The following is a 23,016-nucleotide window of genomic DNA, read 5'->3' on the forward strand; positions in this document are numbered from 1 at the left end:
CGAAGGCGTGTTCAGGACGCGGATGCTCGCCACAAGGGCGAGCATAACGGCAGCGCGTCTCCCTGCGTAAATGCCGCTTGCCGCACGCCGTGACTTGTCATTATTCTCATTCGCATACGAACGATTTGGGTCACGTGACGACAATCGCGATCAGAGGCGCCTCGCCCCGCTTGGGCGAGCCATGAGAACGACGCGGCGCTTCGCCCTGCGCGTCAACGGCGCCGATCACCTCGTCGAGGGCGAGCCGCAGACTCCCCTGCTCTTCTTCCTGCGCAACGATCTTTCGCTGAACGGCCCGAAATTCGGCTGCGGCCTCGGCGAATGTGGCGCCTGTACCGTGCTGATCGACGGCATTGCAGCTCGCGCCTGCGCCCTGCCGGTCCGCCTCGCCGAGGCGCGCGAGATCGTCACGCTGGAAGGGCTCGGCAGCAGCGAGGGGCCCGACCCGGTCCAACAGGCCTTCATCGACGCCCAGGCCGCGCAATGCGGTTACTGTATCAACGGCATGATCATGACCGCCAAGGCCTTCCTGGCCGTGAATCCGGCGCCAAGCGAAGCACAGGTGCGCGAAGCGCTGCGCTATAATCTTTGCCGCTGCGGCACCCATGTCGAGATCGTCAAGGCCGTGCTGCTCGCCGCCGAGCGCGGGCAGGCCGGCGAGGCGGCTGCACCATGAATGACAGCGTGCCACCATCTCCGCTCTCGCGAAGGGCGCTGCTGCAGCGCGGCGGCATCATCGCCGTCGTCGCGCCGCGCAAGGGCGCGCCGGCTGGCGACACCTCCGAGGACGCGCTCGACCTGCATATCTGCCTCACCGCCGAAGGGCGGATTCTCGCCTTCTGCGGCCATGTCGATCTCGGCACGGGCATCCGCACCGCGCTCGCCCAGATGGTGGCCGAGGAGCTCGACTTCCCTTTCGACGCCGTCGAGATGGTGCTCGGCGACACCGCCGATACGCCGGACCAGGGCGCGACCATCGCCAGCGAGACGATCCAGGTCACCTCGGTCGCGATGCGGATCGGCGCGACCCAGATCCGCGCCCGGCTGATAACGCTCGCCGCCGCGGCGCTCGCCTGCGGCGAAGACGAGATCAGTCTGCGCGACGGCCGGCTCTATCGCGGCGAGGCCGCAGTGCCGGCGATCGGCCTCGACACGCTGCTCGCCAATGAGCGCCTGCTGCTGCCGCTGGCCGAGAGCGCGCAGTTCAAGCCGATCGACCATCACAGGCTGATCGGCCGATCGGTGGCACGGGTCGACATCCCCGCCAAGGTCGATGGCAGCTTCGTCTATGTCCACGATGTGCGCGTGCCCGGCATGCTGCACGGCCGCGTCGTCCGCCCGCCCTACTCCGGCATGGATGCCGGCGACTTCGTTGGACGGAGCCTGATCGCGGTCGACCGCGACTCGATCGCCGGCATTCCCGGCATCCGCGCCCTCGTCGTCGAGGGCGATTTCATCGGCATCGTGGCCGAGCGCGAGGAGCAGGCCGCGGAGGCCGCGCTCGCCCTGAAGGTGGACTGGCGCTCGTTCACGCCGCCGGACCTCTCCGACGTCGCCCAGGCCCTGCGCGCCCATCCCTCGACCCCACGCCTGCTGGTCGACGAGGGCGATGTCGAGGCCGCTCTCGGCACGCTCGAGAAGCGGCTCGACCGGACTTACGTCTGGCCCTACCACATGCATGGCTCGATCGGCCCGTCCTGCGCCGTCGCCGATGTGCGCGCCGACGGCATCACCGTCTGGACCGGCAGCCAGAACCCGTTTCCGCTCCAGAACGACCTCGCCGTGCTCACCGGCCTGCCGCGCGAGCAGATCGACATCGTCCGCCACGAGGCCGCCGGCTGCTATGGCCGCAACTGCGCCGACGACGTCGCCGCCGATGCGGTGCTGCTCTCGCGCGCAGTCGGCGCGCCGGTGCGCGTCCAGCTCACCCGCGAGCAGGAACATCTCTGGGAGCCGAAGGGCGCCGCCCAGCTGATCGACATCAAGGGCGGGCTCGGCCCCGATGCCTCGCTCGCAGCCTATGATTTCCATACCTGGTATCCGTCGAACGCGGCGCCGACGCTGGCACTGCTGCTGACCGGGCGGATCCCGAACCAGCCGGCGACGCTGCGCATGGGCGACCGTACCGCCGTGCCGTCCTACGATTACGAGAACATGCGGCTGACGGCCTATGACATGCCGCCGATCGTCCGCGCCTCCTGGCTGCGCGGCGTCTCGGCCATGCCGAACGTCTTCGCCCATGAGAGCTATATCGACGAGCTCGCCCATGAGGCCGGCGTCGACCCGGTCGAATTCCGCCTCCGCCATATCAATGACGAGCGCGCCGCCGAGCTGACCCGTGCCACCGCCGAGCGGGCGGGCTGGCAGTCGCATGTCGGCCCGCGCATGGAGGCCGACGGCGATATCATGCGCGGCCGCGGCTTCGCCCAGGCGCGCTATGTCCACGGCAGCTGGCCGGGCGTCGGCGCCGCCTGGGCCGCCTGGGTCGCCGATGTCGCGGTCAATCGTACCACCGGCGAGGTCACGGTCAGCCGCGTCACCGTCGGCCAGGACACCGGCATGATCGTCAACCCGGCCGGCGTGACCCATCAGGTCCACGGCAATGTCCTGCAGTCGACCAGCCGCGTGCTGCGCGAGGAGGTGAGCTTCTCGCAGACCACCGCCGTCGCGGCCCGTGACTGGGGAGCCTACCCCGTCCTGACTTTCCCGGAGCTGCCGGCGATCGACGTGCTGCTCGTCGACAAGCAGCATGAGGCGCCGCTCGGCGCCGGCGAGTCGGCTTCGGTCCCGAGCGCCGCTGCCATCGTCAACGCCGTCTATGACGCGACTGGGGTCCGCTTCCGCGAATTGCCGCTGACGCCCGAGCGCGTGCTCGCCGGCCTCGGGCGGCTGCCGGCGGCAGCGCCCGCCGCGCCGCAACTGCGGGAGAAGCCCCGGCGTTTCGGCCTGTGGAGCAAGCTCGGCGCGGCTTTCGCCGGAGCTACAGGCTTCGCTGCGATCTCGCTCGCGATAGCCCCCGCGATCGCGCCGATCGCCCGGCCCGATCCCGCGACCTGGTCGGCGGCGACGATCGAACGGGGCCGCCAGCTCGCCGCCCTCGGCGCCTGCGCGGTCTGCCATACGGCCAAGGACGGCGTGCCCTATGCCGGCGGGTTCGCACTCGAGACGCCTTTCGGCACGGTGATGACCACCAACATCACGCCCGATCCGGAAACCGGCATCGGCAACTGGTCCTACCCGGCCTTCGAGCGGGCGATGCGCGCCGGCATCCACCGCGATGGCCGCCATCTCTACCCGGCCTTCCCCTATGCGAACTACGCCAGGACCAGCGAGGCCGACCTGCAGGCGCTCTACGCCTTCCTCATGTCCCAGCCAGCGGTGCGGCAGGAGAACCAGCCGAGCCGGATGACCTTCCCCTTCAACCTGCGCCCGCTGATGGCGGGCTGGAACCTGCTGTTCCGGCCGAAGGGCGAACTCAAGCCGGAACCGGCGCGCTCGGCCGAATGGAATCGCGGCCGCTATCTCGTCGACGGTCTCGGCCATTGCAGCGCCTGCCACACGCCGCGCAACGCGCTCGGAGCCGAGCGCGGCGGCAGCGCCTATCTCACCGGCGGCGAGGCCGAAGGCTGGGAGGCGCCGGCCCTGACCAATGCCTCTGCCGGGCCGCTCCCTTGGAGCGAGGCCGAGCTCTATGCCTATCTGCGCACGGGAACCTCGAAACTGCATGGCGCCGCGGCCGGCCCGATGGCCCCGGTGATCGCCGAGCTCAAGGAACTGCCGGATGCCGACATCAGGGCGATGGCGACCTATCTCGCCTCCCTGAACACGCCGCTCCCGGAAGCGGAGGCGCAGGCCCGCGCCAGCCGGATCGAACTCGCCACCAGCACCGCGGCCAATCCCGCGACCTCACCGGCCGCGCGCCTTTATCAGGGCGCCTGTGCCGCCTGCCACGAGCCCGGCCGCGCGGCGCCGCTCGTCAATGCCGGGCCGTCGCTCGGCTTGTCGTCGAAGCTCCATGCCACGACGCCGACCAACCTCGTCAACATGCTGCTCGAGGGCGGCCAGCACGGCATCGGCTCGATGCCCTCCTTCGCCACGGCGCTCGACGACCGCCAGATCGTCGAGCTCGCCGGCTACATGCGCGCCCGCTTCGCGCCGGACAAACCCGCCTGGGACGGGGTCGAGGCGGCGGTCGCCCGGGCACGCAAAACAGGGCACTGAGGCCGCGCCGTCATGGCCGGGACCGTAGTCCCGACCATCGTCGAAGCGACGGACCTCAGGCCCATTCGCCCTTGCGGAACACCGGCACGCGGCTGCCATCGGGCTTGACGCCGTCGATGTCGACCTCGCCGGAGCCGATCATCCAGTCGATATGGATCAGGCTCTTATTGCCGCCCTGCGCCGCGATCTCGTCGGCCGTCAGCTTGCTGCCGTCGACGAAGCACTTCGAATAGCACTGGCCGAGCGCGATATGGCAGGAGGCGTTCTCGTCGAAGAGCGTGTTGTAGAACAGGATGCCGCTCTGCGAGATCGGCGAGGAATGCGGCACCAGCGCGACCTCGCCGAGGCGGCGGGCGCCCTCATCGGTGTCGAGCACCCGGTTCAGCACCTCTTCGCCGCGCGCCGCCTTCGCCTCGACGATGCGGCCTTCCTGAAAGCGGACCTGGATCTCGTCGATCAGCGTGCCCTGATAGGAGAGCGGCTTGGTCGAGGAGACATGGCCCTCCACCCGGCGCGCATGCGGGGTGGTGAAGACCTCCTCAGTCGGGATGTTGGCGTTGCAGGTGACGCCGTTCTTGGCGGTCGATGCCCCGCCCTGCCATTCATGGCCATCCGCGAGGCCGACGGTGAGATCGGTTCCGGGCCCGGTGAAATGCAGGGCAGCGAAGCGCTCGCCGTTCAGCCATTTCGTGCGCTGGGCGAGCGCGGCGTTATGGGCGGCCCAGGCGGCGACGGGGTCGTCGCGGTCGACGCGGGAGGCGGCGAAAATCGCTTCGGCGAGGCGCGCGACGGCGATCTCCTCGGCATCGTCCTTGAAGACCTGCCGGGCCCAGGCGGCGCCGGGAAAGGCGACGATGTTCCAGTTGATGTCGAAGTTGGCGATCTTCTCCAGGGCCGGCTGATAGGCCACCGAGTTCGCCTTGTTGGCGCGGGCGACCTTGGCCGGGTCCTGCGCCGAGAGCAGCATCGGGTCGTCGCCGACGATGGCGAGGCGGGCGGTGTTGGCGGCGAAGGCCTTGGCGGCGCCCTCGTGCAGCCAGCCGGCGGCACGGTCGAAGCTGCCATCCTTGCCATAGCGATACCGCGCCAGCGTCAGCTCCTCGTCGGAGAAGATCGGCGTCACCAGGCCGGCGCCGGCCTTGTAGGCGTGCTCGGCGATGCGCCGCACCAGCGGCAGCGCCGCCAGCGGCGCGGTCAGGAAGAGGTCCTGCCCCTCCTGCAGATTGAGGCCGACCTTGACGGCGACCTGCGCCAGCCGGTCGAGCTTGGCGGGATCGATGCCGGAGACGTGCTTGTTCATGAGAGGGTCCGCATCAGATTCGAAATCAGAGGCGCAATGCAGGCGGAAATCGCCTCAAGGTCAACCGCACTGCTGCCGGCACAGCATTCGTGCAGCGCCGGCCATGGCAGTATGCGGGTGGCGGCAGCGGCCGCTCAGAGGCCGAGCGCGCAGCCATCCTTGCGCGGATCGGAGCCGCCGGTCAGCGTGCCCTTCTCCCAGTCGATCCAGATCGCCTGGGCACCGCCCATCGGGGTCTTCGGCGGCTGGACGTCGAAGCCGCGGGCTGCCAGTTCCGCACCGACGCTCTCGCGCAGGCGCCCCTCGACCTCGACCGTCGCCGTGCCCGGCAGCGGGAACAGGCGCGGCAGGTCGATCGCCTCCTGCAGGTCGAGCCCGTGGTCGAACAACTTCGCCAGGAAATGGGCGTGCCCCATCGCCTGGTAGTGGCCGCCCATCACGCCGAACGGCATCACGACGCGGCCATTTTCCGCGACCATGCCGGGGATGATGGTGTGCATCGGGCGCTTGCGCGGCGCGACCGCGTTCGGGTGGCCCGGCTTCAGAACGAAGCTCTGGCCGCGATTATGGAAGAGCACGCCCGATTTTCTCGTCATCAGCCCGCTGCCATAGGGCGAGAAGATCGAGTTGATGAAGCTGACGGCGTTGCGGTCCTTGTCGACGACGCAGATGTAGACGGTGTCGCTGTGCTCGGCGCCGGCGGGGATGACGGGCAGCGGATCGCTGGCGCGGGAAGGATCGATCGCGGCGGCGAGCTGGTCGGCGAGCCCGTCCGAGAGCAGCAGCTCGACCGGCACCTTCTCCTGCGCCATGTCGGCGACAAGCCGGTCGCGTGCCGCATAGGCGAGGCGCGTCGCTTCGAGCTCGATATGCAGGTTCGCGGCCTCGAGCGGGCCGCCCTTGGGCTGGAAGCGCTCCAGGATCTTCATGATCATCAGCGCAATGATGCCCTGCCCGTTCGGCGGACACTCATAGACGGTGCGGCCGCGGAAGCTGGTGCTGATCGGCTTGACGTACTCGCCCTGTGCCGCGGCGAAATCCTCCAGCGTATGCAGGCCGCCCGCGGCGTTGAGATGCGCGACCATCTCGGCGGCGATCTCGCCGCGATAGAAGGCGTCCGGCCCCTCGCGGCCGATCGCCTCCAAGGTCGCGGCGAGGCCGGGCTGGTGCTGCACGGTCCCGGCCTTCGGCGGCTGGCCGTCAACGAGGAAGGTCGCGGCGGCGTTCGGGTCGCGGACCAGCGTGTCGTGCTGGCCGGCGAGGTCGTAGGCGACGCGCGGCGTGACGGCATAACCCTCGCGGGCGAGCGCGATCGCCGGCTGGAAGATCTCGGATAGCGGCAGCCTGCCATGGTCCTTGACCAGCCGCGCCCAGGCTTCGACCGCGCCCGGTACGGTGACGGCATGCGGCGAGTGCCGCTCCAGCGTGGTGATGCCGGCCTTGGCGTACCAGTCGAGCGTTGCGGCGGCCGGCGTGCGGCCGGAGCCGTTATAGGCGCGGATATCGGTCGAGCCCCCCGGCGAATAGAGCACGAAGCAGTCGCCCCCGATGCCGGTCGAGCCGGCCTCGACCACACATTGCACGGCGCAGGCGCCGACCGCCGCGTCGATCGCATTGCCGCCGGCACGCAGGATGTCGAGCGCGGCCAGCGTCGAGGCCGGGTGCGAGGTGGCGGCCATGGCATTGCGGCTGATCGCGAGCGAGCGGCCGGGGAGTTCGAAATCGCGCATCGGGCAGGTCTTTCGTCGGGCAGGCCGGCAACGGGCCGGGTTCGCGTGGGACCGGCGCAACCAAGAGCGCTGCGCCGGTTTGGGGGATTGCGGGCGGGCCTCAGCCCTTCCGCAGATTGGTGAAGACCGGGACGCCGTTCAGCATGCCAGTCAGGTTCTTGCGATAGGCGACGGGCTGGAAGTACTGGCCGGCGGGGACGTAAGGCACGTCCTGCATCGCCTGCAGCTGGATCTCCTGGGCGATCGCCTTCTGGCCGGCGAGGTCGGGCGCCTCCAGCCAGCGCGCCCGCAAGGCCTCGATCGCCGGGCTATCGGGCCAGCCGGGGCTGCCCTTGGCGCCGTTGCCGCGCAAGGGCGAGCTCGTCGCCGGCGAGCCGAGGTCGAGCCCCGACCAATAGGTGATGTAGCAGCCCCAGCCGCCCTGCTCGACCGGGCTGCGATTGCTGATGCGCTGCAGCACGGTGCCCCAGTCGGCGGCGACGAAATCGACATTCATGCCGATCTTGCGCAAGGCATCGGCCGCGACCTCGGCGGCTAGGGCGATACGCGGCACGTCCTGGCCGGAGAGGAAGACGACGCGCTCGCCCTTGTAGCCGGCGGCTTCCAGCTCCTGCTTGAGCTTGCCGAAATCCTTCGGCGCCTTCAGCGCCTCGATGCCGACCTCGGACGCCATCGCCGAATTGCTCGGGAAGAAGCCGATGCTGCCGCGCTCGACCTCGGGATCGCCGCCGCAGACCGCGTTCATGCAGTCTTCCTGGTTGATCGCCTTGAGCACGACGCGGCGGATGGCGGGATTGCTGAACGGCGGCTGGAGATGGTTGAGCCGGAGTTGGCCGGCCATGCCGCTGCGATCCTTGACCGCGACGGTGATGTTCGGATCCTTCCGCAGCAGCGGCAAGAGGTCGATGATCGGCTGCTCGACCCAGTCGACCGCACCGGTCTGCAGGGCCGAGACCGCGGTCGCCGGATCGGGCATGACGTTGAACTCGATCCGGTCGAGGAGAGGCGTACGCGGGCCGGCGGTGAAGCTCGGCGTGCCCTCGCGCGGCAGATAGCCTTCATGCCGGGCGTAGACATGGCGGGCGCCGGCAATGCGCTCGGCCGTGAGATAGCGATAGGGCCCGCTGCCGATCGCCTCCGGGATCTGCTTGAACGGGTCGGTCTGGGCCAGCCGCTCCGGCATGATCGCCGCGACGAGCGCGCTCGGGCGGGCGAGCGCCGCCGGCAATTGCGGGAAGGGCCGTCGCAGGCGGAAGAGGATGGTGCGGTCGTCCGGGGCGGAAAGCTCCTCGGTCGCCGCCATCAGCGCCTGGCCGAAAGTGTCGCGCGCGCCCCAGCGCCTGATCGAGGCGACGGCGTCGCGGGCCAGGACCTTGCTGCCGTCATGGAAGACGAGGCCGGGGCGCAGCGTCAGCGTCCAGCGCTTGCCGTCATCCTCGACGAGATGGCCTTCGACCATTTGCGGCTGCGGCTGGAACTGGTCGTCGAGCCCGTAAAGCGTGTCCCAGACCAGAAGCGCGTGGGTGCGGGTCGAATAGCCGTTGGTCCAGATCGGATCGATGATCGCGACGTCGGAATAGGGCACGAAGCGCAGGGTCTTGGCGTCCTGTGCACGGGCGATCAGCGGCGCGGCGGGCAGGAAGGCGGTAACGGCGGAGGCTTTCAGAAACTGGCGTCGATCCATCGTAATCCCCTGTTCTTGTCGTGGTCCCCGGACGTCCTCCGATGGCCGCCATTTTCGCGCGGCGGCCGCTGGTCTTCTGCTTCAGGCAGGCTCCGATGCCGCTGGCTGCGCGGTCAGCGTGGCGCGGCGCGCCACCGCCGGATATCCGCTGCTGCGCAGGAACTCGGCGAGCTTCGGCGCTGTGCGCAGCACATGCTCGCGCATCACCGTCTCGGCCCGGGCGGCGTCGCCGCTGCGGATCGCCGCGACGATCTCGTTCTGGGCCTGGGTCGCCGTGCTCGGGCGCGCGACATGGTGCAGCCAGACGCGCATATAGGGCTCGACCGCGATGTGCAGCGCTGCGATCTGGGCGACGAGCTTCGGGCGCCGGCTCAACCCGCAGATATAGGCGTGGAAGGCCTGATGCGCGGCGAGCCAGGCCTCGCCGCCGGCTTCCCCAGCGCGCTGCATCCGGGACAGATGATCCTCGAGCTCGGCCAGCACGGCAGCATCGACGCGCGGCATGGCGAGGCGGACGGCAAGGCCTTCCAGCACCGAACGGATCTCGAACGCCTCGAAGATCTCGTCGACGGTCAAGCCGGCGACGACGCAGCCGCGATTGGGCCGGATGGTGACGAGCCCCTCATTGGCGAGGCGCTGGAAAGCCTCGCGCACCGGCATCCGGCTCATCGCCAGCTCCTTGGCGATCGCCTCGGGGATCAGGCGCTCGCCGGGCTCGTAACGGCCGCTGCGGATGCCGGCGAGGATGGCGAGATAGGCCTCCTCCGGCGCCGTGCCGGCCGCCGGCGCTGGTCGGAAAGCCATGCGATCATCTCCCTGCGCCGGCCGCGGCCCGCTCCAACCACGCTGGCTGAAGCTCACAATTGTATGAGTGTATCCACTCATACAATTCTGCACGGCACCAACTGCGGCCGTCAAGCGCCACGCCACACGCAGCTGGTAGGCGGTCACGGTCAATCGCCGTCATCCCGGCCGGAGCGAAGCGCAGGGCCGGGATCCACCGTAGAGCACAGCGTTCTTCGATCGGTTCGGGAGCCGCGCGGCTTCCGCTTGTCCGAAATGGCGTCGCGATACGGGGCTCTCGGCCCGCTCCGCAGACGCCTAGCGGATCAGCCTGGTATCCGCGGCGAGCCCGGCGCAGACCAGCCGGACCAGCGTCTCGATCTGGTGGTCGAGCTCCCGGCGCGGCACGGCGACGAGCTTCTCTTCGAGGCCGATCGCGACGACGCCGTGCACGGCGGAGAACAGGGTGCGCCCGAGCAGCAGCCGCTGCGGCTCGCCCGCTTCCGGCAGCAGGGCGCCAAGCGGCGCCATGATGTGGCGGAAGAGCTGCATCTGCTCGGCGACCGCCCAGTCCGGAACCTCCGCTCCTTCCGCCATGCGATACTCGAACAGCGTCCGCCAGAGTCGGGGATTTTCCCGAGCGAAGGCCGAATAGGCCAGGGCGATCGCGACCAGGCGGCCGGCAGCATCCTCCGGCGCAGCGGCCAGCGCCCCTTGCGAGGCATGCCCCAGCGCCTCGTCCAGCCTGGCGAGGGTGCGCGACCCCACCCGCAGCACGAGCTCGTCCATGTCGCGCACGAGATTGTAGATCGCGCCGAGCGCGCAGCCGATCTCGCCGGCAAGCTCGCGCGCCTTCAGGCCCGCGAGTCCCCTTTCGGCGATGGTGCGCTCGGCAGCCTCGATCAGTTGCTCGCGCTGGCGATCCCGGCGGGCGGCGGTCGTGGTCATCTGGCTTCCTCGGCCGTGAACGTCGTTCAAAATTTGACTTGAACGGCGTTCATGGATCGGCTATGCATCTATCGTGAACAACGTTCATAGCAGGAGGGAACCAATGCTCAAGATGTTTCTCACCTTCATCCGCGGCGGCGCCGCGATCGCCGAGGAGCGCTTTGCCGATCGGAACGCGCTCGTGATCCTCGACCAGCAGCTCCGCGATGCCGCAGCCACCTTCGAGCGCGCCAAGAAGGCGCTGGCAGTAGCGATCGCGCAGGATCAGCAGGAGAGCGCCCGGCTCACCGCCGGCAATGCCCGCATCGCCGATCTGGAGTTGCGCGTCAGCGCGGCGCTGGTCGCCCGCGATGACGGGCTCGCCCGCGACGGCGCCGAGGCGATCGCGAGCCTAGAGGCCGATCGCGACGCGGCGGCGAGCGCGCAGGCGCTGTTCGCCGCCGAGATCGTTCGGCTGCGCCGCCATGTCGGCCAGGCCCAGGCCCGGATCGCCGTGCTCGATCGCGGCCGCCGCCTCGCCCGCGCCTCCGAGGCGGTCCGCGACATCAGGCGTGGCCGCATCGACGCCGGACTGCCGCACGAGGCGACGCTGGCCGAGGCCGAGCAGACCCTGAAACGACTGCGCGAGCGCCAGGTCGAGGCAGAGGCCGCCGACCTCGCCCTCGACGAGCTCGACGGCGCGGCGGCGGCCTCGATCACCGAGAAGCTCGCCGCCCGCGGCTTCGGGCCGCGCCTGCGGGCCAGCGCCGAGGACGTGCTCGAGCGCCTGCGCGCCCGGCAGGTCCAGCCGAGCTGATCCCGCGAATTGACCTCTGCGTTCCGCAAATCCGACCGATGGGAGAAAGACGATGAACCAGAACGCGCAGCCGCATAGCGGCGCCTGGATGACCTTCACCTACGCCTCGTTCCTCGGAGCCGCCGCCATGGTCGGCGCCGGCATCCTGTTCCTGCCGCTCGACTGGTGGGCCAAGGGCTATCTCGCCATGGGCGTGGTGATGCTGGTCCAGTCCTGCATCACCATGACCAAGACGGTGCGCGACATGCACGAGGCCTCGAAGCTGGTGAACCGCATCGAGGACGCCCGCACCGAGCGCCTCCTGATGGATGCCGGCAAGCCGGTCGCCTGATGCGGTCAGGCCGTCAATTGGTAAGCTCCGTTTAGCCGCTTCCCCGCATCGCCCAGTGCCGGCAAGATTTGCTGTGCCAGGGCGATGCCATCCTCTCCCCAGTCCCTTCGCGAGCCCGCCATGATCGACACATTGCTGCTGAAGCGACGCTTTGCACCGCTGTTCTGGGCCCAGTTCTTCTCCGCCTTCAACGACAATTTCCTGAAGAACGCGCTCGTCTTCATCATCCTCTACCGGCTGGCCGGCTCGCATGGCGAGGCGCTGGTGACGCTGGCAGGTGGGCTTTTCATCGCGCCCTTCTTCCTGCTCTCGGGGATCGGCGGCCAGATGGCGGACCGCTTCGACAAGGCGGTGATGGCGCAGCGGTTGAAGCTCGCGGAGATCGGCGCCGCCGGGGTCGCCGTCCTCGGCTTCACGCTCCACTCCGTGCCGGTGCTCTTCGTCGCGCTCTTCCTGTTCGGCGTCATCGCCGCGCTGTTCGGGCCGATCAAATACGGCATCCTGCCCGACCATCTGAAGCGCGAGGAACTGCCGGCCGGCAACGCGCTGATCGAGGGCGCGACCTTCATCGCGATCCTGCTCGGCACCATCGCCGGTGGCCTCACGGCGCGTGAAGGCGGCGATGCCGCCCAGCTTAGCCTGCTGATCCTGGTCTTTGCCCTCGCCTGCTGGGTCGCGACCCTGTTCATTCCGAAGACCGGCCCGGCCGCTCCTGATCTTGCCATCGACCGCAACATCCTGCGTTCGACCCGCGACCTGCTCAGGGATCTCTGGGCCGATGCCCGCCTCTGGCGCACCGGCGTGATGGTCTCGATCTTCTGGCTGATCGGTGCCGTGGTGATGGCACTGCTGCCCGCGCTGGTGAAGAACGGCATGGGCGGCACGGAGATGGTCGTCTCGACCTATCTCGCGATCTTCGCCATTGCCATCGCGGTCGGCTCCGGCTTCGGCTCCTTCCTGTCGAGCGGGCGCATCGTCCTGCTGCCGGTGCCGGTTGCCGGCATCGTCATGGGCCTTTTCGCGCTCGATCTGGGCTGGGCGGTCTCCGGCATCGTTCCGCACCAGCCGGCGCAGGACATGGCTGTCTTCTTCCGGGATGCATCAGCCTGGCGCGTCGGCATCGACCTCGCCGGCCTCGCCATCGCTGGCGGCGTCTTCATCGTGCCCTCCTTCGCCGCGACGCAGAGCTGGTCGCCGGCTGAGAAGCGCGCCCGCATCGTCGCCGCCGTCAACGTGCTCTCCGCCGCCTTCATGGTCGCGGGCGCGCTCGCGGTGGCTCTGCTGCAGGCGGCGGGCTTCACCCTCTCGCATCTCTTCCTGCTGATCGGCGCCTCGACCATCGCCGCCTCGCTCTGGATCTTCCGGACGCTGCCGACCAATCCGCTCAGCGATTTCCTGTCGATCCTGTTTCGCGCCTTCTATCGGGTCGAGGTCACCGGTCGCGAGAACATCGCCAAGGCTGGCGATAACGCGATCATCGCGCTCAACCACGTCTCCTTCCTCGACGCGGCGCTGGCGCTCTCGATCCTCGACAAGGAGCCGGTCTTCGCGATCGACCACGGCATCGCCCAGCGCTGGTGGGTGAAGCCCTTCCTCAGGCTGACCCGGGCGATGCCGCTCGATCCGGCCCGCCCGCTCGCGACCCGCTCGCTGATCAACGCGGTCAAGGCCGGCGAAAGCCTGGTGATCTTCCCGGAAGGCCGGCTCACCGTCACTGGCAGCCTGATGAAGGTCTATGACGGCGTCGGCATGATCGCCGAAAAATCCGGGGCGAAGGTCGTGCCGGTCCGGATCGAAGGCCTGGAGGCGACGATCTTTTCGCGCCTCACCCGCGCGCAGGTGCGTCGCCGCTGGTTCCCCAAGGTGCGCGTCACCATCCTCGAGCCGGTCTCGCTCACCGTGCCGGAGGAGCTCAAGGGCCGCGCCCGGCGCCAGGCCGCCGGCACGGCGCTCTACCAGGTGATGTCCGACCTGATCTTCCGCACCACCGACATCGAGCGCAGCGTCTTCGACGCCGTGGCCGAGGCGGCGCGGCGCCATGGCATGGGCCGCGTCGCGGTCGAGGACCCGCTGACCGGCACGCTGAGCTACAAGCGCCTGCTGATCGGCGCCGAGGTGCTGGGCCGCAAGCTCGCGCCGCTGGCCGGCAAAGGCGAGGCGATCGGCGTCATGCTGCCCAATGCCAACGGTGCGGCGGTGACGATCCTCGGGCTGATCTCGGCGGCGCGCGTCCCGGCGATGATCAACTTCACGGCGGGGGCGACCAACATCGCCGCGGCCTGCGCGGCGGCGCAGATCAGGACCATCGTGACCTCGCGCGCCTTCGTCGAGAAAGGCCGGATGGGGCCGCTGGTCGAGGCGCTGCAGGCCGATGTCCGCATCATCTATCTCGAGGATGTCCGCGCCACCGTCTCGACGGCCGACAAGCTCAAGGCGCTCTGGCGCCATGGACATCCGATCGAGGCATCGGGCGGCCAGGACCGCGCCGCGATCCTGTTCACCTCGGGCTCGGAAGGCACGCCGAAGGGCGTCGTGCTCAGCCATGCCAACATGCTGGCCAATGCGGCGCAAGCGGCGGCGCGGATCGATTTCGGCCGGCAGGACAAGGTCTTCAACGTGCTGCCGGTCTTCCACTCCTTCGGACTGACGGTCGGCCTCGTGCTGCCGCTGGTCTCGGGCGTGCCGGTCTATCTCTACCCCTCGCCGCTGCACTACCGGATGGTGCCGGAGCTGGTCTACGGCTCGAACGCCACCATCCTGTTCGGCACCGACACCTTCCTCTCCGGCTATGCGCGGGCGGCGCACCCTTACGACCTGCGCTCGCTGCGCTACATCCTGGCCGGCGCCGAGCCGGTCAAGGAGGCGACGCGCCGGACCTATATGGAGAAGTTCGGCCTGCGCATCCTCGAAGGCTATGGCGTGACCGAGACCGCGCCGGTGCTGGCGATCAACACGCCGATGTTCAACCGCTTCGGCACGGTCGGGCGGATCATGCCCGGCATGGAGGCCAGGCTCGAGACCGTGCCCGGCGTCGAGGACGGCGGGCGCCTGCATGTGCGCGGCCCTAACATCATGCTCGGCTATCTGCGCGCCGAGAATCCGGGTCTGCTCGAACCGCCGGCCGAGGGCTGGCACGACACCGGCGACATCGTCACCATCGACAAGGACGGCTTCATCGCGATCAAGGGGCGGGCCAAGCGCTTCGCCAAGATCGCCGGCGAGATGGTCTCGCTCGCCGCGATCGAGGCCTTCGCCGCCGAGCTCTGGCCCGACGCACTCTCGGCGGTCGCCAGCCTGCCCGATGCGCGCAAGGGCGAGCGGCTGGTGCTGGTGACGCAGAAAAAGGGCGCGAGCCGTGCCGAGTTCCAGGCTTTCGCCAAGGCGAAGGGCGCCTCCGAGCTGATGGTACCCGCCGAGGTGATGGTCGTGCCCACCGTGCCGGTGCTCGGCTCCGGCAAGCTCGACTTCGCCGGGGTGACCCGGCTGGTCAAGGAACGGGCGGCCACCGCGACGGCCGTCGCATGATCGGCTTCTAGCTGCTCGTATGAGCCGGTCCCGGCGCTTCCTCCGCCGCCGTCGACAGCGATCGATCCCGGTCGGCGGCGGGGCCGGCACTGCAGCGGCCTACGACCTCCGCGACTAAGCGGCGTCAACATCGGTGCGTTGCGCGGCGTTCCGGATTGGCGATGGCAGCGGCAAGATTCGATTGAAAACTCAACGCCGGGAGGCCAGAAAGCAGGGACGGGCGCTTGCCCGCAATTGCGAACGCTATCCCGGCGGTCGCGGCACCGGATCCGGTGAGGATAAGGGGATTGCTGAATGTCGGGGTCCGACCCTTCCCACGCCGTCGCGGCCGAGCCTGAAGCCGAGAGCTACGACCTTTCCGAGCAGGTCGGCTTCATCCTGCGTCAGGCGGTCCAGCGCCATGTCTCGCTGTTCAACGAGATCATGGGGCCGGAGCTGACCCCGACGCAGTGGGCTGTCCTCTCGCGGCTCTATCTCGAAGGTGGCAGCTCGCAGAACCTGCTCGGACGCCAGACCGCGATGGACGCGGCGACGATCAAGGGAGTGGTCGACCGGCTGATCAAGCGCAAGCTGGTGCACACCACCGCCGATCCCGATGACGGGCGCCGCGTCATCGTGCAGCTGACCGAGGCCGGCCGCGCCTATACCCGCGAATTGATGCCGAAGGCCGAGACCGTCACCAAGGTGACCCTGGCGCCGCTCGCGACGAGCCAGCGCACGACGCTGATCTCGCTGCTGAAGCAGCTGCGCTGAGAAGAGCCGGCTCCGCAGCCTACCTGATCACGAAGCAGGCGCTCTCCGCCGCAAGCGCGCGCGCCTCGTCGAGATCGCTCGAGGCGCTGGCATGGATCGCGAACAGCGGATCGCCGACCGCGACCTTGTCGCCGACACCGCGGCGCAGGTCGATGCCGGCCGCCTTGTCGAAGGGCGCGCCGGCGCGCCTCGCAATGCCGGCGACGGCCCAGCCGTCGATCTCGGCAACGGTGCCCGCCGTCTCGGCCCGCACCGTATGGACGAGCAGCCCCGGCACGACCGGCGGGTTGTGGCGCCCCTGTGCGTCGACGATGCGCTCGAAGGCGGTGCGCGCGGCGCCGGAGCGCAGCAATTCCTCGGCCCGCGCCCGCCCGGCCTCGACCGAGCCCAGCGCCGGGTCCCAGGCCAGGATGCGGCCGGCGAAGAACAGCGCCTTGGCGACGAGGTCGGCCGGTGCCTGCGGATCGTTGTCGAGCGCCCAGGCGACATCGCGGCATTCGAGCGCCGGGCCGATGCCGCGCCCGATCGGCCGGGTGCCATCGGTCGGGAAGGCTTCGACGACGAGGCCGAGCCCGCGCCCGACGGTCTCGAACAGCGCGGCGAGCTCGGCCGCCTCCTCCTGCGATTTCAGCTTGGCGCGCGGACCATAGGGCAGATCGACGATCACATGGGTCGAGCCGGCCGTCTTCTTCTTCGACAGGATCGAGGCGACCGACCAGCGATTGGAATCGATGCCGAGCGGCCTTGTGATCGCGTTCATCACGTCGTCGACAACCGAATGGTTCAGCCGCCCGTTCCAGGCGATGCAGGCCCGGGCCTTCTCGACGCAGGCGCGCAGTTCCGCCGGCGTCAGTTCGACATCGGCGAGCGCTTCCATCGCGTCGGCAGTGCCCGCCGCCGAAGTGATCGCACGCGACGAGGTTTTTGGCATCAGGAAGGCGCCATGGGCGGCGACGATCGGCACCACGATCAGCGTGATCCGGCTGCCGGGAATGCCGCCCATCGAGTGCTTGTCGACGACGATCTTGTCGGACCAGCTGATCTGCTGCGCGAAGCGGGTGCGGACGCGGGCGAGCGAGACGACCTCGTCATCCCCGAGCTTCTGCGTCGCCGCAACGAGGAAGGCCGCGACTTCGCCATCGGGATAGCGGGATTCGACGATGTCGCGGATCAGCGTGTGGTACTGCGCCTCGGTCAGCGCGCCGCCTTGGATCTTGCGGGTCAGCGCGGCGCGGCTTTCCGGCGAGGGCGTGCGCCGGATCGAGACTTCCGTCCCCTCGGCAAGGCCGAGCTCGGCGAAGGCCTCGCTGGAGAGGCCGATCTCGTCGGGCGCGAGCGCGGCGGGCAGATCCGCGACCTGGATGTCCGAGCGGATGCTGGCGCCGGCACCGGAGATCTCGATCCGGCCCGGCCCGAGATAGTCGAAGCCGTTGACGAACTCGCCCTTGGCCGGGAGCCAGGCGCAATGGGCCCGGCCTGCGAAGACCGGCAGGCGGCGCAGGCGCAAGGTATTGGCGGCAGATTCGAGCGCTGCGATGAAGCGCTCGATCCCGGTTTCCGGGCTCTGATCGTTGCAGACCGTGACCGTGCGGATGCCTGCAGGCCAGGGCTCGACCTTGCGGGCGAGCCGGTTCTCGATGGCGCTGCCCTGCTCGCGGCCGCGCCCGGCGATACGGGCGGCCAGGATCTCGGCCGGTGCCGTGACATCGACGATGACGAAGCGCGGCAGACGCGCCGCCAGCTCGGCGATGACGGCGCGCGAGCCGTTGGCGATGACATGGCGGCCGCTCTCGATCGCCGTCACCAGCTCTCGGGGCAGCCCATAGCGCAGGCCGTGGGCGCCCCAGCTGATCAGGAAATCGCCGGCGGCCTCGCGCGCCGCGAACCCGGCCTCCGTCGCCGCCTCGTGCGCCTCGCCGGCCGAGCCGGCGGGGCGGGTGATGACCCGCCTGGCGAAGACATAGCGCCCCGTCGGCTCCAGGACCTGCCTGGCGCCGTCGATCAGGGTATCCTTGCCGCCGCCGCTGGGGCCGACGACAAAGAAGAACGTGCCGGGGCGCATCGCAGGATCAGGCCTCGTCGAGGCCGATATCGACCGCCGGGGCCGACTGGGTGATCTTGCTGGTCGAGATGTAATCGACGCCGGTCTCGGCGATCGGCCGGATGGTCTCGAAGCGGATGCCGCCCGAGGCCTCGGTCTTGGCGCGCCCGCCGATCATGGCGACGGCCTTGGTCATGTCGGCGACCGACATGTTGTCGAACATGATCACGTCGGCGCCGGCCTTGACGGCCTCCTCGACCTGTTCGAGCCGGTCGCATTCGACCTCGAGCTTGGTCAGCACCGGCAGCTTCTTGCGGGCGCGCTCGACCGCGGCGCTGATGCTGCCGCAGACGGCGATGTGGTTGTCCTTGATCATCACGCCGTTATCGAGTCCGAGGCGATGGTTGAGGCCGCCGCCGCAGGTCACCGCGTGCTTCTCCATCATGCGCAGGCCGGGCGTGGTCTTGCGCGTGTCGATCAGACGGGCCTTGGTGCCGGCGATCGCAGCGACATAGCGAGCGGTCTCGTTGGCGATGCCGGAGAGGCGCTGGGCGATGTTGAGCGCGGTGCGCTCGGCGGTCAGCACGCTGCGGGCAGAGCCCTCGACCTCGATCAGGATCGCGCCCTTCTCGACCTTGTCGCCGTCCTTGACGAGCAGCTTCACCTTGAGCTCGGGATCGTAGCGCTTGAAGACGCGGGCGGCGACCTCGATGCCGGCGACGATCATCGGCTCGCGGGCGTTCATGTGGAACTTGCCGGTCTCGTCTGCCTCGATCATGACTTGCACGGTCAGGTCGCAGGCGCCGATATCCTCGGTCAGCCAGAGATCGATCAGGCGATCCGTAACAAAGCTGTCGTACATCGAAACCCCTCCTCGGGCGCTGATCGCCTTGAGCCTTCTCCTCGGAATCGGCGCGCCAATCCGAGCGAAATTTTATTTGTATACGAATAATAACAGTCGATTTTTCCGACTGTCAATCAGCGCTGGATAGCGGCATTGGGGCAGCACGTCTCGCCCGAAATCCCAGGCGCTCGCCGTGAATGCCGTCTGCCACGAGGAACATGCCCCCTTCGTGCCAAGCCTCGCTCGCTCGCGCAGGACATCGATACGGTTCTGGTCGGAGACCCCTCAGAGGGCTATCTTGACAGTCTGGCCACCATGCGCCAACGTCATTTGTGTACAAATGATTAGCCGCACTGACGGCGAGGGTTGACGATGAGCCTGGGGGAAGCAACCGCGACCGCCGACGACAAGATCCGCTGCGATGCCTGTCCGGTGATGTGCTTTATCAAGCCGGGCGCGGTCGGCGCCTGCGACCGCTACGGCAATGTCGACGGCAATCTCGTCCGGGTCGATCCGCATGTGATGCTTGACCGCACCATCGACCAGGGCGGCGAGCTCGTCTCCTTCGCCGGTCCGCGCGAATGGGATGGCGACATCCTGCACCAGCCCGGCACCTTCGTGACGGCGATCGGCGCCGGCACGACCTATCCCGACTACAAGCCGGCGCCCTTCATCGTCTCGTCCGAGGTCGACGGCGTCGACATGGTCACCGTCGTGACCGAGGGCATCTTCAGCTATTGCGGCGTCAAGGTGAAGATCGACACCGACCGCTTCCTCGGCCCGGAGACCGCGATCGTGCGCGTCGAGGGCGAGGCGGTCGGCCATGTCACCTCCGGCGAATACGGCTCGCAGATGCTGTCGCTCGGCGGCGTCCACCACCTCACCGGCGGCTCGAAGAAGGAGGGCCGCGTCACCTGCGACACGCTGCTCTCGCTCAGCAACGGCAAGGCGGTCGAGCTGACGATCGACGGCGGCGAGACCGTCGTCGTCCAGGCCGGCAAGCCGCCGATCGTCAACGGCGTCGAGGAAAGCCGGATGCGCGTCGGCTGCGGTTCGGCGACCATCGGCATCTTCGCCAAGCAATGGCATGGCAAGGTCGACGAGGTCGTCGTCGTCGACGACCACATCACCGGCGTGCTCTCGGAGCATCAGGCCGGCAAGCTGCTCGGTATGCCGGCGACTGGCCTGAAGATGAAAGGCCGCCGCTCGACGCCCGGCCGTTATTTCCAGGTGGCGCAGCCCGGCACCGGCTGGGGCGGCACCAATATCAGCGATCCGCTGACCATCCTCGGCCCGTTCGATCCCAAGGTCGCCTATCCCGGCCTGCGCCTGCTGATGGTCTCGACCACCGGCGAGCACGCCGCCTATTACGAGCTCGACGAGAACCTCGTGCCTGTCGAGATGCAGATGCCGGAGCGCCTGGTCGAGCCGGTCGAGCGCATCGCCGAGAATTGCGAGCCCGCCCTCTCGACCGTGCTCTTCATCGGCGGCGCCGGCGGCTCGCTGCGCGCCGGCGTCACTGAAAACCCGGTCAGGCTGACGCGCTCGGTCAAGGACGCGCTGACCTATGTGACCTGCGGCGGCGCGCCGGTCTATATCTGGCCGGGCGGCGGCATCACCTTCATGGTCGACGTCACCCGCCTGCCGGAGAACGCCTTCGGCTATGTGCCGACGCCGGCTCTGGTCGCGCCGCTCGAATTCACCATGAAGCTCTCGGATTATCAGGAGCTCGGCGGGCATATGGACTATGTCCGGCCGCTCTCCGAACTCACTGCGGACGGCAGGCTGAAGCTGCCGCAGCGGCTCGACAATCCCTGGCCGCTGGCGCCGGAGCGGATGCGCCGCTCGCACGGCTGAGCGATGTTCGAAGCCTCCTCCGCGCGCCTGCTGCCCGACGGCAAGCGCCTGCTGCTCCAGCAGGGGCCGATCGATCTCGTCGTCGAAGCCGCCGGCACGGCAGCGGCGGTCGAAGCGGCCTATCAGGCAGCAATGCGGCGTTTCGACGGGCTGCTCGCGGAACTCTGCGGCGAACTTGCCCTGCTGCGCTCGCCGGTGCGAACGAACAGTCCGGTGCCGGAAGGGCCGGTCGCCCGGCGGATGCATCAGGCCGTCGCGCCCTTCGCCGCCGCGACCTTCATCACGCCGATGGCGGCGGTCGCAGGCTCGGTGGCGCAGGAGATTCTCGGCGTGATGGTCGAGGCGGCGCCGCTGGCGCGCGCCTATGTCAACAATGGCGGCGACATCGCCCTGCACCTGGCTGAAGGCGAGACCTTCCGGATCGGGCTGGTCGAGCGGCCGGACCGGCCAAATCTCTTCGCCACCGCCAGCATCGCCGCCGCCGATCCGGTGCGCGGCATCGCCACATCCGGCTATCCCGGCCGCAGCTTCTCGCTGGGCATCGCCGAGGCTGTGACCGTGCTCGCCCCGACCGCCGCCATGGCCGATGCGGCTGCGACGGTGATCGCCAATGCGATCGACCTGCCGGGCCACCCGGCCGTCGAGCGCCTGCCGGCCGAGGCGATCCAGGCAGACAGCGATCTCGGCACGCGCCTCGTCACCCGCAATGTCGCGCCGCTGACGGAAGCCGAAATCGAGACAGCGCTCGCCGGCGGCCTCGCCGAGGCGCAGCGCCTGCGCGCGGCAGGCCTGATCGTCGCGGCCGCCATGCATCTTCAGGGCGTGAGCAAAATGCTGGCCACCCCTATGATCCTTCAAGAACAAGCCGAGAGGAGACTTGCCCGTGCCTGAGATCGCCGTGCGAAAGTATTCTGTGACCGTGGAAGAGATCTTTCACGAGGGCGGCCCGGCCGTCGCGACGCCGCTGAAGCGCGGCGCGGCGGTCGCCGTGATCGCCAACCCCTTTGCCGGCCGCTATGTCGAGGACATCCAGGGCTTCATGGAAGACCTGAAGCCGCTCGGCCTCGCCATGGCGCAGCGCCTGCTCGCCGCGATGGGCGGCGACGTCAAGGCGATCGAGGGCTATGGCAAGGGCTCTATTGTCGGCGCCGCCGGCGAGCTTGAGCACGGCGCGCTCTGGCATGTGCCGGGCGGCTACGCCATGCGCGAACTGCTTGGGGATGCCAAGTCGATCGTCCCGTCGACCAAGAAGGTCGGCGGCCCCGGCACCCGCCTCGACATCCCCGTCACCCATGTCAACGCGTCCTATGTCCGCAGCCATTTCGACGCTTTCGAGATCGGCGTCACCGATGCGCCCAAGGCCGACGAACTGCTGTTCGCGCTGGTGATGACGACCGGTTCGCGCATCCATGCCCGCGTCGGCGGCCTGAAGGCGAGCGAGATCAAGGGCGAGGACGGGCTGAGATGAAGGCTTCGATCCGCAAGATCGTCACCATCCTCGACGAGACCCATTCCGAGATGGGCCAGCCCGTCGCGCCGGCGATCCGCCGCGCAGCGGCGGTGGCGGTGATCGCCAACCCCTTCGCCGGCAAGTATCAGCCGGATCTCTCCGAGCTGATCGAGATCGGCGAGGAGCTCGGCGACCTGCTCGGCCGGCATGCGCTGAAGGCGCTCGGCATCGAAGGCGAGGCCGTGCAGGGCTATGGCAAGGCAGCCGCCGTCGGCGAGGACGGCGAGTACGAACATGCGGCTGCGATCCTGCATCCGAAGCTCGGCGCGCCGCTTCGCAAGCTGCTCGGCAAGGCGCCGGCGCTGATCCCGTCCTCGAAGAAGCGTGGCTCGCTCGGCGTGGTGCTCGACGTGCCGCTCGGCCACAAGGCCGGCGCCTATGTCCGCAGTCATTTCGACGGCATGGAGGTGCGCATCCCCGACGCGCCGCGCGCCGGCGAGATCGTCGTCGCGGTCGCCCTTACCAGTGGCGGACGCCCGCTGCCGCGCGTCGGCGGCCTGACCCATGAAGAGGTCAAGGGCGAGGACGGCCTGCGCTAGAAGCGACCGGCCTCGCGCCATCTCGCCACCTCATTGCCGCGATAGCCTCGCTGCGATGATGCCGGCGCGATGGCGCGACCCGGCCGCGGCGCGAGCCGCAGCCCAGCGCGCGGCGCAGATCGGTATCTTCTTTCAACCGATTGAAAACTGGCAG

At 69.0% G+C, this 23,016-nt stretch carries 17 protein-coding genes; 10 read left to right on the plus strand and 7 right to left on the minus strand.

The window, feature by feature from the left end:
- The first annotated feature begins 181 nt into the window (after positions 1-181).
- Both RKE40_RS15905 and RKE40_RS15910 read left to right on the plus strand, forming a co-directional pair.
- Positions 182-676 (plus strand): (2Fe-2S)-binding protein, encoded by a 495-nt coding sequence (locus RKE40_RS15905; RefSeq protein WP_316019207.1) that lies wholly within the window; start codon positions 182-184, stop codon positions 674-676.
- Complete coding sequence (locus tag RKE40_RS15910; RefSeq protein ID WP_316019208.1) at positions 673-4,221, plus strand: molybdopterin cofactor-binding domain-containing protein; 3,549 nt, start codon at positions 673-675, stop codon at positions 4,219-4,221. Before RKE40_RS15905 ends, RKE40_RS15910 begins: the two co-directional genes overlap by 4 nt.
- A gap of 55 nt (positions 4,222-4,276) precedes the next feature.
- Here RKE40_RS15910 and RKE40_RS15915 read toward each other — a convergent pair whose 3' ends face one another.
- From RKE40_RS15915 to RKE40_RS15935, 5 genes are all read right to left on the minus strand, one after another.
- A complete protein-coding gene (locus tag RKE40_RS15915) occupies positions 4,277-5,521 on the minus strand; it encodes an aminopeptidase (RefSeq protein WP_316019209.1) in 1,245 nt (414 codons plus the stop codon).
- Positions 5,522-5,655: 134 nt separating this feature from the next.
- On the minus strand, positions 5,656-7,251 hold the full coding sequence (gene ggt / locus RKE40_RS15920) for a gamma-glutamyltransferase (protein ID WP_316019210.1): 1,596 nt from the start codon (positions 7,249-7,251) through the stop codon (positions 5,656-5,658).
- Positions 7,252-7,351: 100 nt separating this feature from the next.
- A complete protein-coding gene (locus RKE40_RS15925; protein WP_316019211.1) occupies positions 7,352-8,935 on the minus strand; it encodes an ABC transporter substrate-binding protein in 1,584 nt (527 codons plus the stop codon).
- 81 nt (positions 8,936-9,016) lie between these two features.
- A complete protein-coding gene (locus RKE40_RS15930; RefSeq protein ID WP_316019212.1) occupies positions 9,017-9,739 on the minus strand; it encodes a GntR family transcriptional regulator in 723 nt (240 codons plus the stop codon).
- Positions 9,740-10,036: 297 nt separating this feature from the next.
- The gene (locus RKE40_RS15935; RefSeq protein ID WP_316019213.1) at positions 10,037-10,666 is read right to left on the minus strand and encodes a TetR/AcrR family transcriptional regulator; all 630 of its coding nucleotides are present in this window, start codon (positions 10,664-10,666) and stop codon (positions 10,037-10,039) included.
- Positions 10,667-10,769: 103 nt separating this feature from the next.
- Here RKE40_RS15935 and RKE40_RS15940 point away from each other — a divergent pair, with 103 nt between their 5' ends.
- From RKE40_RS15940 to RKE40_RS15955, 4 genes are all read left to right on the plus strand, one after another.
- Positions 10,770-11,462, plus strand: coding sequence for a PspA/IM30 family protein (locus tag RKE40_RS15940; protein WP_316019214.1), 693 nt, complete (start codon positions 10,770-10,772; stop codon positions 11,460-11,462).
- A gap of 52 nt (positions 11,463-11,514) precedes the next feature.
- Positions 11,515-11,793: a YiaA/YiaB family inner membrane protein gene (locus tag RKE40_RS15945; protein ID WP_316019215.1), complete on the plus strand. Its 279-nt coding sequence runs from the start codon at positions 11,515-11,517 to the stop codon at positions 11,791-11,793.
- A gap of 120 nt (positions 11,794-11,913) precedes the next feature.
- Positions 11,914-15,318, plus strand: coding sequence for an acyl-[ACP]--phospholipid O-acyltransferase (locus RKE40_RS15950; RefSeq protein WP_316019216.1), 3,405 nt, complete (start codon positions 11,914-11,916; stop codon positions 15,316-15,318).
- 294 nt (positions 15,319-15,612) lie between these two features.
- Positions 15,613-16,071, plus strand: coding sequence for a MarR family winged helix-turn-helix transcriptional regulator (locus RKE40_RS15955; protein ID WP_316019217.1), 459 nt, complete (start codon positions 15,613-15,615; stop codon positions 16,069-16,071).
- A 19-nt stretch (positions 16,072-16,090) separates the two neighbouring features.
- Here RKE40_RS15955 and phnN read toward each other — a convergent pair whose 3' ends face one another.
- Both phnN and nadC read right to left on the minus strand, forming a co-directional pair.
- On the minus strand, positions 16,091-18,133 hold the full coding sequence (gene phnN, locus RKE40_RS15960) for a phosphonate metabolism protein/1,5-bisphosphokinase (PRPP-forming) PhnN (RefSeq protein ID WP_316019218.1): 2,043 nt from the start codon (positions 18,131-18,133) through the stop codon (positions 16,091-16,093).
- A gap of 7 nt (positions 18,134-18,140) precedes the next feature.
- Positions 18,141-18,974, minus strand: coding sequence for a carboxylating nicotinate-nucleotide diphosphorylase (nadC, locus tag RKE40_RS15965; RefSeq protein WP_316019219.1), 834 nt, complete (start codon positions 18,972-18,974; stop codon positions 18,141-18,143).
- A gap of 354 nt (positions 18,975-19,328) precedes the next feature.
- Here nadC and RKE40_RS15970 point away from each other — a divergent pair, with 354 nt between their 5' ends.
- From RKE40_RS15970 to RKE40_RS15985, 4 genes are read left to right on the plus strand one after another with little or no spacing between them, the layout of a single operon-like run.
- Positions 19,329-20,813 (plus strand): 6-hydroxynicotinate reductase, encoded by a 1,485-nt coding sequence (locus RKE40_RS15970; RefSeq protein WP_316019220.1) that lies wholly within the window; start codon positions 19,329-19,331, stop codon positions 20,811-20,813.
- A gap of 3 nt (positions 20,814-20,816) precedes the next feature.
- Positions 20,817-21,704 (plus strand): UPF0280 family protein, encoded by an 888-nt coding sequence (locus RKE40_RS15975; protein ID WP_316019221.1) that lies wholly within the window; start codon positions 20,817-20,819, stop codon positions 21,702-21,704.
- Positions 21,697-22,281: an amino acid synthesis family protein gene (locus tag RKE40_RS15980; protein WP_316019222.1), complete on the plus strand. Its 585-nt coding sequence runs from the start codon at positions 21,697-21,699 to the stop codon at positions 22,279-22,281. The genes RKE40_RS15975 and RKE40_RS15980 overlap by 8 nt, the downstream gene beginning before the upstream one ends.
- Complete coding sequence (locus RKE40_RS15985) at positions 22,278-22,862, plus strand: amino acid synthesis family protein (RefSeq protein ID WP_316019223.1); 585 nt, start codon at positions 22,278-22,280, stop codon at positions 22,860-22,862. Before RKE40_RS15980 ends, RKE40_RS15985 begins: the two co-directional genes overlap by 4 nt.
- Positions 22,863-23,016 lie beyond the last annotated feature (154 nt).

This window comes from Allobosea rubneri (genome assembly GCF_032464875.1).
Lineage (GTDB): Bacteria > Pseudomonadota > Alphaproteobacteria > Rhizobiales > Beijerinckiaceae > Allobosea > Allobosea rubneri.

Bases quoted from the DNA above. Each gene is read 5' to 3' on its own strand.
- ggt (WP_316019210.1), bottom strand. From the start codon at position 7,251: ATGCGCGATTTCGAACTCCCCGGCCGCTCGCTCGCGATCAGCCGCAAT.
- RKE40_RS15955 (WP_316019217.1), top strand. From the start codon at position 15,613: ATGTCGGGGTCCGACCCTTCCCACGCCGTCGCGGCCGAGCCTGAAGCC.
- RKE40_RS15950 (WP_316019216.1), top strand. From the start codon at position 11,914: ATGATCGACACATTGCTGCTGAAGCGACGCTTTGCACCGCTGTTCTGG.
- RKE40_RS15915 (WP_316019209.1), bottom strand. From the start codon at position 5,521: ATGAACAAGCACGTCTCCGGCATCGATCCCGCCAAGCTCGACCGGCTG.
- RKE40_RS15925 (WP_316019211.1), bottom strand. From the start codon at position 8,935: ATGGATCGACGCCAGTTTCTGAAAGCCTCCGCCGTTACCGCCTTCCTG.
- RKE40_RS15970 (WP_316019220.1), top strand. From the start codon at position 19,329: ATGAGCCTGGGGGAAGCAACCGCGACCGCCGACGACAAGATCCGCTGC.
- phnN (WP_316019218.1), bottom strand. From the start codon at position 18,133: ATGCGCCCCGGCACGTTCTTCTTTGTCGTCGGCCCCAGCGGCGGCGGC.
- RKE40_RS15975 (WP_316019221.1), top strand. From the start codon at position 20,817: ATGTTCGAAGCCTCCTCCGCGCGCCTGCTGCCCGACGGCAAGCGCCTG.
- RKE40_RS15940 (WP_316019214.1), top strand. From the start codon at position 10,770: ATGCTCAAGATGTTTCTCACCTTCATCCGCGGCGGCGCCGCGATCGCC.
- RKE40_RS15985 (WP_316019223.1), top strand. From the start codon at position 22,278: ATGAAGGCTTCGATCCGCAAGATCGTCACCATCCTCGACGAGACCCAT.
- RKE40_RS15945 (WP_316019215.1), top strand. From the start codon at position 11,515: ATGAACCAGAACGCGCAGCCGCATAGCGGCGCCTGGATGACCTTCACC.
- RKE40_RS15930 (WP_316019212.1), bottom strand. From the start codon at position 9,739: ATGGCTTTCCGACCAGCGCCGGCGGCCGGCACGGCGCCGGAGGAGGCC.
- nadC (WP_316019219.1), bottom strand. From the start codon at position 18,974: ATGTACGACAGCTTTGTTACGGATCGCCTGATCGATCTCTGGCTGACC.
- RKE40_RS15935 (WP_316019213.1), bottom strand. From the start codon at position 10,666: ATGACCACGACCGCCGCCCGCCGGGATCGCCAGCGCGAGCAACTGATC.
- RKE40_RS15905 (WP_316019207.1), top strand. From the start codon at position 182: ATGAGAACGACGCGGCGCTTCGCCCTGCGCGTCAACGGCGCCGATCAC.
- RKE40_RS15910 (WP_316019208.1), top strand. From the start codon at position 673: ATGAATGACAGCGTGCCACCATCTCCGCTCTCGCGAAGGGCGCTGCTG.